Genomic DNA, 12,591 nt, shown 5'->3' with positions numbered 1-12,591 from the left:
GGATTGTCAATAGCCATTAACCGCGCATCAAACGATATCTACGCACTACCTGATGCAACCTGCTCATCAAGCCCGACGCATCCCGTGACGCGGGCGGCGCCTGGTAACAGACGCGGCGCGCACCGTAGCCGATGCGCGCCGCATGGACGGTCAGCCGCCGTAGACGTCGAACGCGAAGTACTTCTTCTCGAGCTTCTTGTACGTGCCGTCCTTGATGATGTCGGCGATCGCGTGGTCGATCTTCGCCTTCAGGTCGGCGTCGTCCTTGCGCAGGCCGATGCCCGCGCCGTTGCCGAGCGTCTTCGGATCGTCGATATCCTTGCCGGCGAAATCGAAGTTCGCGCCGCGCGGCGTCTTCAGGAAGCCGATCTCGGCCTGCACCGCGTCCTGCAGTGCCGCGTCGAGGCGGCCGGACATCAGATCCTGGTACACGCCGTCCTGGTTCTGGTAAGGCACGACCTGCACGCCCTTCGGCGCCCAGTAAGTCTTCGCGTAGGTTTCCTGAATGGTGCCCTGCTCGACGCCGACCGACTTGCCCTTCAGCGATTCGGCCGTCGGCTGCAGGTTCGCGCCCTTCTTCGCGACGAGGCGCGTCGGCGTGTTGAACAGCTTGTCGGAGAACGCGATCTGCTCGGCACGCGCCGGCGTCATCGACATCGACGACAGCACGCCGTCGAACTTCTTCGCCTTCAGCGCCGGAATCATCCCGTCGAAGTCGTTCTCGATCCACACGCATTTCGCCTTCAGGCGGGCGCAAATCTCGTTGCCGAGATCGACGTCGAAGCCGACCACCTTGCCGCTTGCGTCCTTCGATTCGAACGGCGGATAGCTGGCGTCGACGCCGAACCGGATCGTCGACCAATCCTTGGCGTGGGCACCGACCGCGATGCAGGCAAGGGCAATACTGAGCGCGAGTTTCTTCATGGCGTTCCTGTCAGAGGCGAACTGGGCAGGGGTCCCGTCGGGCAGCCCGCATCGGCGCTGCCGGCACGGCGGCTTCGCCGCGACCCCTTCCAACCCGGAAATCGCCCTGTCTAGCGACGCCCCAAGTTGTACATACAACTTTGCCTTTTCAGGGGCATCGCCAGCAATCCGTGTTTATCTCTAATTGTCGGATCATTAAGATTGACGACCGAGAACTCCCTTAAATTTCAATTAATTACGGATTACGCGATGCTGAATTCCGGCTTTCTCGATGCGTAAGGGAGCGGCCGGAAGGCACGCAACACCTGTCTAGACCTCGCGGGTCGCGCCGACCGTTTCCAGTCCGACCAGCCGGTAGCCGAACTGCAGTTCCGTCAGCAGGTGCCGCGGCCTCGCCGGCACGGGTTCGAGCTTCTGCCGCAGGTTCGTCATGTACACGCGCACGTAGTGCGCGCGATCCGCGTCGTGAATGCCCCACACCTCGGCCAGCAGTTGCCGCGCGGCGATCACGCCGCCGCGCGCGCGAATCAGCGCGGCGAGCAGCCGGAATTCGAGGCGCGTCAGATGGACGGGCTCGCCGCCGCGCACGACTTCATGCCGGCCGAGATCGACGGTCACGTCGCCGAACCGCACGATCGACGACGCTTGCCCGTCGGCCGACACGAACGCCGCGCGCCGCAACAGCGCACGCGCCCGCGCAAGCAGTTCGGGCACGCCGAACGGCTTCGCGAGGTAGTCGTCCGCGCCCGCGTCGAGCGCCGCGACCTTCTCCACTTCCTGCTGCCGCGCCGACAGCACGATCACGGGCACCGTCGACCACTCGCGCAGCTCGCGGATGAACGCCTTGCCGTCGCCGTCCGGCAGCCCGAGATCGACGATCACGAGATCGGGCTTGCTGCTCGACGCATACATCCGCGCCTCGCGGGCCGTCGACGCCTCGCAGGCGTCGAGCCCTTCCTGTTCCAGCGCCATCCTGACGAAACGGCGGATGTCGGATTCGTCTTCGACGATAAGTACGCGCGATCTGATCATGTCCGGCTCTCGTGTTCGATGTCGGGCGGCGCGCCCAACGGCAGGCGAATCTCGAACCGCGCGCCGTGCGGATCGAGCGGCACCGCGCGGATCGAACCGCCGTGCGCGTTGACGATGCTGCGGCACAGTGCGAGCCCAAGCCCCACGCCGCTGATCGACGACTCCTTGCGTTCGCGCTCGAACGGTTCGAACAGCGGCTCGGTGTTGCGTGCGACGAAACCGGGCCCGTCGTCCTCGACGAACACGTACAGCGTTTCGCCGAACACGCGTGCGCGCACCGACACGACCGCATCCGCGCCCGCGTACTTCGCGGCGTTGTCGAGCAGGTTCATCAGCACGCGCTCGATCAGCAGCGCGTCGACGTCGATCAGCGGCAGGTCGACGGGCAAGTCTGCGCTCACGTCGCGGCCGGCCAGCACGCCGGCCGAATGCGCGAGCGCGCTGCCGACGATCTCGTCGAGCATGTGCCACTCGCGATTGAGCCGCACGCCTTCGCTCTGCATGCGCGCGAGATCGAGCAGGTTCACGACGAGCCCGTGCAGCGCCTCGGCCTGGTTGCGGATGCCGTGCGCGAGCGCGGCCGGCTGCCCGTCCGCCAGACGTTCCGGCCGCTCCAGCGTCTCGGCGAGTCCGCGGATTGCGGTGAGCGGCGTCTTCAGGTCGTGCGACACGGCGGCCAGCAACGCGTTGCGCAACCGCTCGCCTTCGATCCGGACGAGCGTGTGCTGCGCGACGTCGACGTAGTGCACGCGTTCGAGCGCCATCGCGATCGACGAGCACAACGCGTCGATCAGGCGGCAATCGTCGGGGTCCGTCGGCACCGGCTGCGCGTCGCCGAACAGCACGAGCACGCCGCGCACGCGCATCGGCGCCTTCAGTGGCAGGTACTGCGCGGCCGCGCGCTCGAACGGCGCCATCCCGCACCCGGCACCGCGCGCCTGCTGGTATGCCCAGCGCGCGATCGGCGTTTCGACGAACCCTGCGTGTTGCGTCGGCATCAGCCGGTCATTCTCGTCGGGCAGCACGAGCGCGACGCGCACGCCGAGCAGCGACGCGATCGTGCCGGTGCAGATCGACGCGATCTGCTCGGTCCCGATCGCGGCCGACAAATCGTGCGCGACGCGCGCGAGCGCCGCCGAGCGTTTCTCGTTCGCGCGCGCGGCGCGGGCCTCCGCGCGCAGGCGCGCCGCGAGCTGGCCGATCGCGAGCGCGACGGCCAGCATCAACGCGAACGTGAACACGTATTGCGTATCGGACACCGCGAACGACAGCCGCGGCTCGACGAAGAAGAAGTCGAAGCAGCCGACGCAGACGAACGCGGCCCACGCGCCGGCCAGCCGGCCGAGCCGCAGCGCGATCAGCACGACGGTCATCAGGAACAGCATCACGACGTTCGACAGGTCGAACACGCGCAGCAGCGCGCTCGCCGCGAGCGTCGCCAGCGCGCAGACGAGCGTGGCCCACAGCAGCGGCGCCGCGTACTGCGACACCCAGATGCGCGTGCGCGGGTGCGCTTCCCGCACAGCGAGCCCCGGCCGCGTGTCGGGCCCGGCGCCCGCGATGCGCTCGGCGATGCCCGCGCACGCACGCAGCACGACCCGCCAGCGGTCGCGGCCTGACGCGGGTTCCGGCAGTACCCTCTCCCGCCGATTCGCTTCGTTCACGTTCACATCCATGATCGCTTCCGGCAATTGAAACGCCGAACGGCCCCGCGCACGCCGCGACGGCGTGAGCGGGGCCGCGACGGCGCGTTCGGTCAGATAAACGGCGTCAGCAGCATGTCGATCAGCTTGATGCCGATGAACGGCGCGATGATGCCGCCCACGCCGTAGATCAGCAGGTTGCGCCCCAGCAGCGTCCCGGCCGGCTCCGCGCGATACTTCACGCCCTTCAGCGCGAGCGGAATCAGCGCGACGATGATCAGCGCATTGAAGATCACCGCCGACAGGATCGCCGACGTCGGGCTGTGCAGCCCCATCACGTTCAGCGCGCCGAGCGCCGGATACGTCGCGACGAACGCGGCCGGGATGATCGCGAAATACTTCGCGAGATCGTTCGCGACGCTGAACGTGGTCAGCGCGCCGCGGGTCATGATCATCTGCTTGCCGACCTCGACGACCTGCATCAGCTTCGTCGGGTTGCTGTCGAGGTCGACCATGTTGGCCGCCTCCTTCGCCGCCTGCGTGCCGCTGTGCATCGCGACGGCCACGTCGGCCTGCGCCAGCGCGGGTGCGTCGTTGGTGCCGTCGCCCGTCATCGCGACGAGGTGGCCCTTCGCCTGGTGCTCGCGGATCAGCCGAAGCTTGTCCTCGGGCGTCGCTTCGGCAAGGTAATCGTCGACGCCGGCCTCCGCCGCGATCGCGGCCGCGGTCAGCCGGTTGTCGCCGGTGATCATCACGGTCTTCACGCCGACCTTGCGCAGCTCGGCGAAGCGCGCGGCGATCCCGTGCTTGACGATGTCCTTCAGCTCGATCGTGCCGAGCACGCGCAAGCCGTCGGCGACGACGAGCGGCGTGCCGCCGCGCCGCGCGATGTCGTTGACGGCCGCCTCGACCGCATGCGGAAACGCGCCGCCGAGCGCATCGACGTGCGCGCGGATCGCGGACGCCGCGCCCTTGCGCACCTGCCGCTGGCCGATATCGAGGCCGCTCATCCGCGTGCGTGCGCTGAACGGCACCGCGATGCTGCCGTCGCTCGCGGCCACCTCCAGCGAGAAGCGCCGCTCCGCGAGCGCGACGATCGAGCGCCCTTCGGGCGTCTCGTCGGCGAGCGACGACAGTTGCGCGGCCTCGGCCAGCGCGCGCTCGTCCACGCCGGGTGCCGGCCGGAACTGCACGGCCTCGCGGTTGCCGAGCGTGATCGTGCCGGTCTTGTCGAGCAGCAGCACGTCGACGTCGCCGGCCGCCTCGATCGCGCGGCCCGACGTCGCGAGCACGTTCGCGCGCATCATGCGGCTCATCCCCGCGATGCCGATCGCCGACAGCAGCGCGCCGATCGTCGTCGGGATCAGGCAGACCAGCAGCGCGATCAGCACCGTCAGGCTCACGGCCGCGCCCGACGCGTTCAGCAGCACGCTGAATTGCGAGAACGGCAGCAGCGTCACGCACACGAGCAGGAAGATGATCGTCAGCGCGACGAGCAGGATCGTCAGCGCGATCTCGTTCGGCGTCTTGCCGCGTTTCGCGCCTTCGACCATCGCGATCATCCGGTCGAGAAACGCTTCGCCGGGTTGCGCGGTGATCTTCACAACGATCCAGTCGGACAGCACGCGCGTGCCGCCCGTCACCGACGAGAAATCGCCGCCCGACTCGCGGATCACCGGCGCCGATTCGCCGGTAATTGCCGATTCGTCGACCGACGCGACGCCGTCGATCACTTCGCCGTCGGCCGGAATCGTGTCGCCGGCCTCGACGAGCACGATGCTGCCGGCGGCAAGCTCGTCGCTCGGCACGCGATGGCTGGTACTGCCGTATTGCTTCGGTTCGTCGAGCACCTTCGCGTACACGCGCTTGCGCGCCGCGCGCAGCGCGTCGGCCTGCGCCTTGCCGCGCCCTTCGGCCAGCGCCTCGGCCGCGTTCGCGAACAGCACGGTGAACCACAGCCAGCACGCGACCGCGAAGATGAAGCCGGCCGGCGCATCGCCGGTGCCGGTCAGCGCCTGCAGCCACAGCGCGGTCGTGACGATGCTGCCGAGATAGACGACGAACATCACCGGGTTCTTCAACTGCACCTGCGGCGCGAGCTTGCGGAACGCCTCGCGCAGCACGGCGGTCCAGCGCATCGGCGGCACGCCGCCGATCGGCATGGCCGCGGGGTTGATCGGGGTTTCGATATGGGACATGAGTGACTCCGTTATTCCTGCTCTTTCTGCGCGCCGGCTGCGTGGCCGAATGCGCGGTCGAGCGCGAGATTCAGGTCGAGCACGCGCACGCGCGGTTCGCCGAGCACACCGAGCTGGCGCGGTGCGGCGATGCGATCGACCAGCGCCGTGACCTTCGCGGCATCGATGCCGCGCGCATGGGCGACCCGCACCGCCTGCAGCCGCGCGTTCGCGACCGAGATCTCCGGATCGAGCCCCGACGCGGACGCGGTGACGGCGTCCGCCGGCACCAGCGTGCCGTCGGCGAGAGCGTTCTGCTGCCGGTACGCACGCACGCGCTGCGCGATATCCGCGAGCAGCTTCTTGCTGGTCGCGCCCTGGTTGCTGGCGCCGCTGCCGGCCGCGTTGTACGGCTGGTCGACCGTCTTCGACGGATCGGCCGGATCGGTGCCAACCGTCGCGCTCGGCCGCGAATGGAAGTAGCCGGCGCGCGTGAAGTTCTGTCCGATCACAGCAGAGCCGATCGTCGTGCCGTCACGCTGGACGAGACTGCCGCGCGCCTGTGCCGGGAACAGCGCGTTCGCGACGCCCGTGGTCAGCAGCGGATACGCGATGCCCGTGACGAGCATGAACAGCACCGACGATGCGATCACGGGCCGCACGAGGCCGCGCGTCGCCGCGCCGAACGAAGAACCGGGTGCCGGCGCGGCGACGGCCGCTGCCTGGCGATTGCGTTGCATCATGATGTTTCCTTCAGAACAGTTGGCCGCCGGACATCAGCAGATGCTCGACGACCGGGCCGAGCGCGAGCGCGGGCAGGAACGTGAGGCCGCCGACGACGAGGATCACGAAGATCAGCAGGCCGGCGAACAGGCCCGTCGACGTCGACAGCGTGCCGGCGCTTTCGGGCACGCTTTTCTTCGCGGCGAGGCTGCCCGCGACCGCAAGCATCGGCAGCAGCGTCAGGTAGCGGCCGATCAACATCGCGAAGCCGATCGTCGTGTTGAAGAACGGCGTGTTCGCGTTCAGGCCCGCGAACGCGGAGCCGTTGTTCGCCGTGCCCGACGTGTACGCGTACAGCACCTCGCTGAAGCCGTGCGGGCCGAGGTTCGCGAGGCTGCCCAGCGTCGAATGCAGCATCGCGGCCAGCGCGGTGAAGCCGAGGATGCTGAACGGATGCGCGAGCACCGCGAGCATCACGAGCTTCATCTCGCGCGCCTCGATCTTCTTGCCGAGAAACTCCGGCGTGCGGCCGATCATCATCCCGACGAGGAACACCGTGAGGATCGCGAACGTGAACAGGTTGATCAGCCCGACGCCGTCGCCGCCGAACACGTTGTTCAGCATCATCTGCGCGATCGGCACGAGCCCGCCGAGCGGCGTCAGCGAGTCGTGCATCGCGTCGACCGAGCCGGTGGTCGCGGCCGTCGTGACGGTCGCGAACAGGCTCGTCTGCGCGATGCCGAAGCGCATCTCCTTGCCTTCCATGTTGCCGCCCGGCTGCATGGCACTCATCTGCTGGTCAACGCCGAGCCCGGTCAGCAGCGGATTGCCGTGCTGCTCGGCCTGGTAGATCACGGCGAGGAAACCGACGAACATCACGACGAACGCACCGAGGATCACCCAGCCCTGGCGGCGCCGGCCGATCATCGTGCCGAGCGTATAGGTCAGTGCGGACGGAATCAGCAGCATCGACAACATGTGCAGCGTGTTGGTGAGCGGCGTCGGGTTCTCGAACGGATGCGCGGCGTTCATGCTGAAGAAGCCGCCGCCGTTCGTGCCGATGTGCTTGATCGATTCGAGGCTCGCAACGGGCCCCATCACGATCTGCTGGCGCGTGCCTTCGAGCGTGGTCGCCCATGCGTCGGACGCGAGCGTCTGCGGCATGCCCTGCCATACGTACACGAGCGCCATCGCGAAGCTGAGCGGCAGCAGCACGCGGTAGGTCACGCGCGTGAAATCGACCCAGTAGTTGCCGATGTCGGCCGCGCTCTTGCGGCTCAGCCCGCGGATGAAGCCGCCCGCGGCCGCGATGCCGGTCGCGGCGCTGACCATCATCAGGAACGTGATGACGGCCATCTGCGAGAAGTTCGACAGGCTGCTCTCGCCCGCATACGCCTGCCAGTTCGTGTTCGTGATGAACGACGCGGCCGTGTTGAACGCGAGGTCGGGGCTTTGCGCGGCGCGCTGCAGCGCATCGAACGGCAGCGCGTCCTGGATGCGCAGCAGCAGATAGCCGAGCAGCATCATCCCCGCATTGCCGAGCAGCAGCACCATCCCGTAACGCTGCCACGACATCGCTTCGTCGGGATTCACGCCGAGCAGCGCATAGGTGCGGCGTTCGACCCACACGTGACGCGGGCTCGTAAAAGCGTGCGCAAGCCATTTCCCGACGACGGGCACCAGCGCCAGCATGATCGCGAGAACGATCGCGAATTGAATCAGATTGTTGAACATGTCGACGCTCGCTCAGATCCGGTCGAGACCGGTGATGAAACCGGCCGTCAGTGCAAAAAACGCAAGCGTGAACAGTACGAAAAGCAGATCGCTCATGACATTCACCGATATTTTCGAATTCCTGTTGAATCGTGCCGATCAATACCGCTCGGGCTTGATCAATGCATGAAACAGATAGATAAAGAGCGCGATCGATAACGCGCCGGTGATCCACAACATGGCTTTCCCCTTTTGTTCGTATGCGCGGAATATCCACGCGATCGTCGGCGTATCGGGCCTTGCCGCGTCGGCGCGGGCTCGAGTGACACCCCCATGCTCGTCTGGAGAACGGGATGCGACAGTGTAGAAATCCGCGTATCAAAGCGGTGTTCAATTTCCTTACGGGGAATAAAAAAGCTGTAAAGACGAAAGCCGCCGGTCGCGATGTTTTTTTATATGTTCTTTTCAGCGCCGGTGCGAGTCTATACACCGTATCGTCACGGCGATTCCTAGAATGAGAGCCATGTCCACACGAGATCTCCGCGGTGCGGAGCACGATGCGACCCGGGGATGAACGCATGAAACCGACCAGAACCGAATCCGCCGCTTCACGCGAGCTGCCGCCCGTTCGTTCGCGGCGCAGGTGCCCCGCGGACGAACTCGTGCTGCTGTCGATCCACGTCGAATCGGACAATCTCGCCGTCGTACGGCGCCTGCTGCATCAGGCTGTCGGCGCCGCGCTCAATTTCTATACGGCCGCGATCGACAAGCGCACCGGACGCGCGTGCATCGAGCTCGAAGTCGCGCGGTCGCAGGCATCGCCGGCAATCATGGCGATCCTCCGCCTGTTGCCGGCCGCCGAGTTCGGCACGATCCGCCTGTTGCAGCACTAGCCGGCAGCCGTTTCGGCCGCGCGACACCTCCCTTTCATCGATTCGAACGCACGCATCCGGCACGAACGGGCGCGGTTCTACACGAACCGAACGCGCTCGCGCCGGCGCGCGCGACGAATCGCCGTTCCCGTCGTTACGGGCCTTTCCCAGGAAGCAAAAACAATGAAAAAAGCAGTCGTCGGTACCCTCTCCCTCGCGTTATTCGGCGCCGCCGCGCATGCGCAAAGCAGCGTCACGCTTTACGGGATGCTGGATGCCGGTATCGCCTATACGAACAACCAGTCGGGCAAAAGCGTGTGGCAGCAAGGCAGCGGCCTGCTGTCGAATACGGTCTTCGGGCTGAACGGCAACGAGGATCTCGGCGGCGGCCTGCACGCGCTGTTCCGCCTCGAGAGCGGCTTCAACCTGAACAACGGCACGCAGTCCTACCGGAACACGATGTTCGGCCGCCGCGCATACGTCGGCCTGCAAAGCGACCAATACGGCGCGCTGACGCTCGGCCGGCAATACGACTCCGTGGTCGACTATCTGGGCCCGCTGGCAATGGCGAACAACGGCGACGGCAACAACCTCGCGTCGCATCCGTTCGACAACGACAACATCGACGATTCGTTCTACATCGACAACGCGGTGAAATACACGAGCCCGACGCTCGCCGGCTTTCAGTTCGGCGGCCTGTACGGGTTCAGCAACGCGGCCGGCGGCTTCGCGAACAACCGCGCGTACAGCGCGGGCGTGTCGTATGCGAACGGGCCGGTCAGTCTCGGCGCCGCGTACCTGCAGCTCAACCGCGGCGGGCTGACGGCCGGCGGTGCGCTGTCGACGAACGATGGTCCGAACTTCCCCGCCGTGCGCCAGCGCGTGATGGGCGCCGGCGGCAGCTATGCGTTCGACCGGCTGACGGTCGGCGCACTGTGGACGCATTCGATGTTCGACGAAACGGCCGCGTCGTCGCTGCCCGGCGCGCTGAACGCGCTGCGCTTCGACAACTACGAGATCAATGCGCGCTATGCGCTGACCCCGGCGGTCTCGTTCGCGGGTGCCTATACGTTCACCGAAGGCCGCTACGACGACGCGGCCGGCAGCCACCGGCCGAAATGGCACCAGGTGACGCTGATGGCCGACTATGCGCTGAGCAAGCGCACCGACGTGTATGCGGAAACCGTGTACCAGCACCAGTTCGGCGTGCCGTCGGGCGCGCCGCTCGGGTTCGCGAACGTCACCGGGCTCGCGGCTTCGTCGACGAACACGCAGGTGGTCGCGACGGTCGGCATCCGGCATCGGTTCTGACCGCGCGCAGGCCATCGAAGGCCGGTCGCCCTGTGCAATCCCGCATGGACGTGCGCCGGCCGAACAGGGATCATTCGGGGAATCCGGGCCCGCGCGCCCGCGAAACCGGTACACTCGGCGCCGGGCGCGCGCCGGATCGGCATTCGGCGGCGGGCCGCTGCCGACTCTCGAATCGCGATCCCATGACCACACCAATCTATCAGGAAATCAAGGACTTCATCCTCGCGCGCATTCATGCCGGCGAATGGGCGGAAGGCGACCAGGTGCCGTCGGAGAACGAGCTCGCGCGCGAATTCAACGTCGCGCGGATGACCGTCAACCGCGCGCTGCGCGAGCTGACGGCCGAACAGGTGCTCACGCGCACGCGCGGCTCGGGCACGTATGTCGCATCGCCGAAGTACGAATCGACGCTCGTCGCGATCCGCAGCATCTCCGACGAAGTCGCCGCGCGCGGCCACGGCTATCGCGCGCAGGTGCTGCAGGTCGGCGCGGCCGTCGCCGATGCGAAGCTCGCCGACGAGCTAAAGCTCGACACCGGCAGCCCGATCTTCCATTCGCGCGTGCTGCACTTCGAGAACGACACGCCCGTGCAGCTCGAGGAGCGCTGGGTCAATCCGGCCTGCGCGCCCGAATACGCATTGCAGGACTTCACGACGACGACGCCGAACCAGTACCTGACACGCGTCGCACCGCTGCAGCGTGTGGAATACCGGATCGAGGCCGCGATGCCCGACGCCGAAACGCGCCGCCATCTGACGATGGACGACCGCGAACCGTGCCTGCTGCTGCATCGGCGCACGTGGTCGCAAGGGTTGGTCGCGTCGGTCGCCAATCTGTGGCACCCGGGCAGCCGTTACCGGTTCACCGGGCATTTCTGACGCGCGGCCTCACCGCGCGCCGGGTGCGCCCATCGCTCGATCGCGCCGACCGCCAGCTTCAAGCCGTCCTCGTGAGCGATACGCACACCGAGTGCCGTTGCTCGCGCCTTCGTGTCGCCGCGTTCGGCAAACGCGATCGCCCGCGCAAGCGCGGCACCGTCCACGCGCCGCCCCGCGACCGGCGCATCCGCGACGCCGAGCCGCTGCAACCGGTTCGCCCAAAAGAACTGATCGCCCGCGAACGGCACGACGACCGACGGAATGCCGGCCCGCGCGGCCGAATGCGTGGTGCCCGATCCGCCGTGATGAATCGCCATCGACACGCGCGGGAACAGCCAGTCATGCGGCGTATCGCCGATCACGCGTACATGCGCCGGCAGCAGCGACGCATCGATGCCGCTCCAGCCCGGATAGAACAGCGCGCGGCGGCCGTCGAGCGCACGCGCCAGCGCGTCGGCCATCGCGGCCCGGTCGAAACCGGCCATGCTGCCGAAGCCGATGTACACCGGCGGATCGCCCTCTTCGAGAAATGCCGATAGTTCAGACGGCGGCGCCCATGCGCTTGCATCGATATGCCATTGCCCGCATGCAAGCACCTGCGACGGCCAGTCGGCCGGGCCGGACAGCAGTGCCGGCGATACGCCGTACAGCATCGGATGATCGGTCCATACCTGCTTGCGCGGCGGCAGCCCGCACACGCTCGTGCGCGCCGCGTTCGTTGCCTTCCTGAACGCCTGCCAAAGCAACGCATTGACGAACCGGTGGCTCGCGCGGTTCAGCCAGCGCGGCAGCTTGCCCGACGGCAGGAACGGCGACGCGAATTCGGCGGTCGGCGTGATCGGGATCATGCCGGTGCCGATCGCCGGCACGCGGCGATATTCGGCGACCGACAACCCGACGAACGAAGCGAGCCCCGACACGAGGATCGCATCGCAACCGGCCGACGCGTCCGCGACTTCGCGCATCCATGCGGCCGTGTTCGCATTCGCGATCGCCGCGAGCGCCTTCGACGTGTCGTTGAACCCGCCGCGCCCGCGCACCGCGTCCGACAACGCGCCGTCCGGCGCAATCGCGCGGCGGATATCGCCGGACAACGGCGCCGACGGCACGCCGAGCGCGTCGGCCGAACCGAGCGTCGCGGCATCGGCCAGCAGCCGGACATCGTGGCCGGTATCCATCAGCGCGCGGCCGAGCGCCGCGAGCGGGCGCGTATCGCCTTCGGTGCCGTAGGTGGCGATGACAAGCTTCATGCGTGACTCCTCGTTCCATCGAATGGAATCGGTGGATCTCAAAAAATGCACGTCGTATACTAATGCAA

General features: G+C 67.2%; 11 protein-coding genes. 3 read left to right on the top strand and 8 right to left on the bottom strand.

The genetic code is table 11. The features are described 5' to 3' along the window. Positions 1–150: 150 nt before the first annotated feature. From BT264_RS17290 to kdpF, 7 genes are all read right to left on the bottom strand, one after another. The gene (locus tag BT264_RS17290) at positions 151–924 is read right to left on the bottom strand and encodes an ABC transporter substrate-binding protein (RefSeq protein WP_072439153.1); all 774 of its coding nucleotides are present in this window, start codon (positions 922–924) and stop codon (positions 151–153) included. A gap of 309 nt (positions 925–1,233) precedes the next feature. Then, positions 1,234–1,956, bottom strand: a complete 723-nt coding sequence (locus BT264_RS17285) for a response regulator (protein ID WP_034182158.1) — start codon at positions 1,954–1,956, stop codon at positions 1,234–1,236. After that, positions 1,953–3,620 (bottom strand): DUF4118 domain-containing protein, encoded by a 1,668-nt coding sequence (locus BT264_RS17280; protein WP_256260651.1) that lies wholly within the window; start codon positions 3,618–3,620, stop codon positions 1,953–1,955. Before BT264_RS17280 ends, BT264_RS17285 begins: the two co-directional genes overlap by 4 nt. A gap of 92 nt (positions 3,621–3,712) precedes the next feature. After that, complete coding sequence (gene kdpB, locus BT264_RS17275) at positions 3,713–5,761, bottom strand: potassium-transporting ATPase subunit KdpB (RefSeq protein WP_072439149.1); 2,049 nt, start codon at positions 5,759–5,761, stop codon at positions 3,713–3,715. 47 nt (positions 5,762–5,808) lie between these two features. Continuing rightward, positions 5,809–6,519: a potassium-transporting ATPase subunit KdpC gene (gene kdpC, locus BT264_RS17270; RefSeq protein WP_177318381.1), complete on the bottom strand. Its 711-nt coding sequence runs from the start codon at positions 6,517–6,519 to the stop codon at positions 5,809–5,811. Between the two features lie 10 nt (positions 6,520–6,529). Beyond that, positions 6,530–8,233, bottom strand: a complete 1,704-nt coding sequence (gene kdpA, locus BT264_RS17265) for a potassium-transporting ATPase subunit KdpA (RefSeq protein WP_072439147.1) — start codon at positions 8,231–8,233, stop codon at positions 6,530–6,532. A 138-nt stretch (positions 8,234–8,371) separates the two neighbouring features. Next, positions 8,372–8,452 carry a K(+)-transporting ATPase subunit F gene (gene kdpF / locus BT264_RS40505; protein WP_063778223.1) on the bottom strand — a complete coding sequence of 27 codons (81 nt, stop codon included), beginning with the start codon at positions 8,450–8,452 and terminating at the stop codon, positions 8,372–8,374. Between the two features lie 338 nt (positions 8,453–8,790). Here kdpF and BT264_RS17250 point away from each other — a divergent pair, with 338 nt between their 5' ends. The 3 genes from BT264_RS17250 to hutC all read left to right on the top strand — a co-directional run bounded on the left by BT264_RS17250 (position 8,791) and on the right by hutC (position 11,273). After that, positions 8,791–9,105: a hypothetical protein gene (locus tag BT264_RS17250; protein ID WP_072439143.1), complete on the top strand. Its 315-nt coding sequence runs from the start codon at positions 8,791–8,793 to the stop codon at positions 9,103–9,105. Between the two features lie 162 nt (positions 9,106–9,267). Continuing rightward, on the top strand, positions 9,268–10,395 hold the full coding sequence (locus tag BT264_RS17245) for a porin (RefSeq protein ID WP_072439141.1): 1,128 nt from the start codon (positions 9,268–9,270) through the stop codon (positions 10,393–10,395). Between the two features lie 182 nt (positions 10,396–10,577). Then, positions 10,578–11,273 carry a histidine utilization repressor gene (hutC, locus tag BT264_RS17240; protein ID WP_072439489.1) on the top strand — a complete coding sequence of 232 codons (696 nt, stop codon included), beginning with the start codon at positions 10,578–10,580 and terminating at the stop codon, positions 11,271–11,273. Here hutC and BT264_RS17235 read toward each other — a convergent pair. Beyond that, positions 11,249–12,523: a glycosyltransferase gene (locus BT264_RS17235; protein WP_072439140.1), complete on the bottom strand. Its 1,275-nt coding sequence runs from the start codon at positions 12,521–12,523 to the stop codon at positions 11,249–11,251. The two genes, hutC and BT264_RS17235, sit on opposite strands and share 25 nt — an antisense overlap. Between the last annotated feature and the right edge of the window lie 68 nt (positions 12,524–12,591).

The organism is Burkholderia sp. NFPP32 (assembly GCF_900119325.1).
GTDB classification, from domain to species: Bacteria; Pseudomonadota; Gammaproteobacteria; order Burkholderiales; family Burkholderiaceae; genus Burkholderia; species Burkholderia pyrrocinia_C.
The sequence above is the reverse complement of the archived record's forward strand: the minus strand, read 5'-3'. Positions and strand labels throughout refer to the sequence as shown.

What these genes read in the sequence shown, in the direction of transcription:
- BT264_RS17290 (WP_072439153.1), bottom strand. Translation starts at nt 924, where the DNA reads ATGAAGAAACTCGCGCTCAGTATTGCCCTTGCCTGCATCGCGGTCGGT.
- BT264_RS17285 (WP_034182158.1), bottom strand. Translation starts at nt 1,956, where the DNA reads ATGATCAGATCGCGCGTACTTATCGTCGAAGACGAATCCGACATCCGC.
- kdpB (WP_072439149.1), bottom strand. Translation starts at nt 5,761, where the DNA reads ATGCCGATCGGCGGCGTGCCGCCGATGCGCTGGACCGCCGTGCTGCGC.
- kdpC (WP_177318381.1), bottom strand. Translation starts at nt 6,519, where the DNA reads ATGATGCAACGCAATCGCCAGGCAGCGGCCGTCGCCGCGCCGGCACCC.
- kdpA (WP_072439147.1), bottom strand. Translation starts at nt 8,233, where the DNA reads ATGTTCAACAATCTGATTCAATTCGCGATCGTTCTCGCGATCATGCTG.
- kdpF (WP_063778223.1), bottom strand. Translation starts at nt 8,452, where the DNA reads ATGTTGTGGATCACCGGCGCGTTATCGATCGCGCTCTTTATCTATCTG.
- BT264_RS17250 (WP_072439143.1), top strand. Translation starts at nt 8,791, where the DNA reads ATGAAACCGACCAGAACCGAATCCGCCGCTTCACGCGAGCTGCCGCCC.
- BT264_RS17245 (WP_072439141.1), top strand. Translation starts at nt 9,268, where the DNA reads ATGAAAAAAGCAGTCGTCGGTACCCTCTCCCTCGCGTTATTCGGCGCC.
- hutC (WP_072439489.1), top strand. Translation starts at nt 10,578, where the DNA reads ATGACCACACCAATCTATCAGGAAATCAAGGACTTCATCCTCGCGCGC.
- BT264_RS17235 (WP_072439140.1), bottom strand. Translation starts at nt 12,523, where the DNA reads ATGAAGCTTGTCATCGCCACCTACGGCACCGAAGGCGATACGCGCCCG.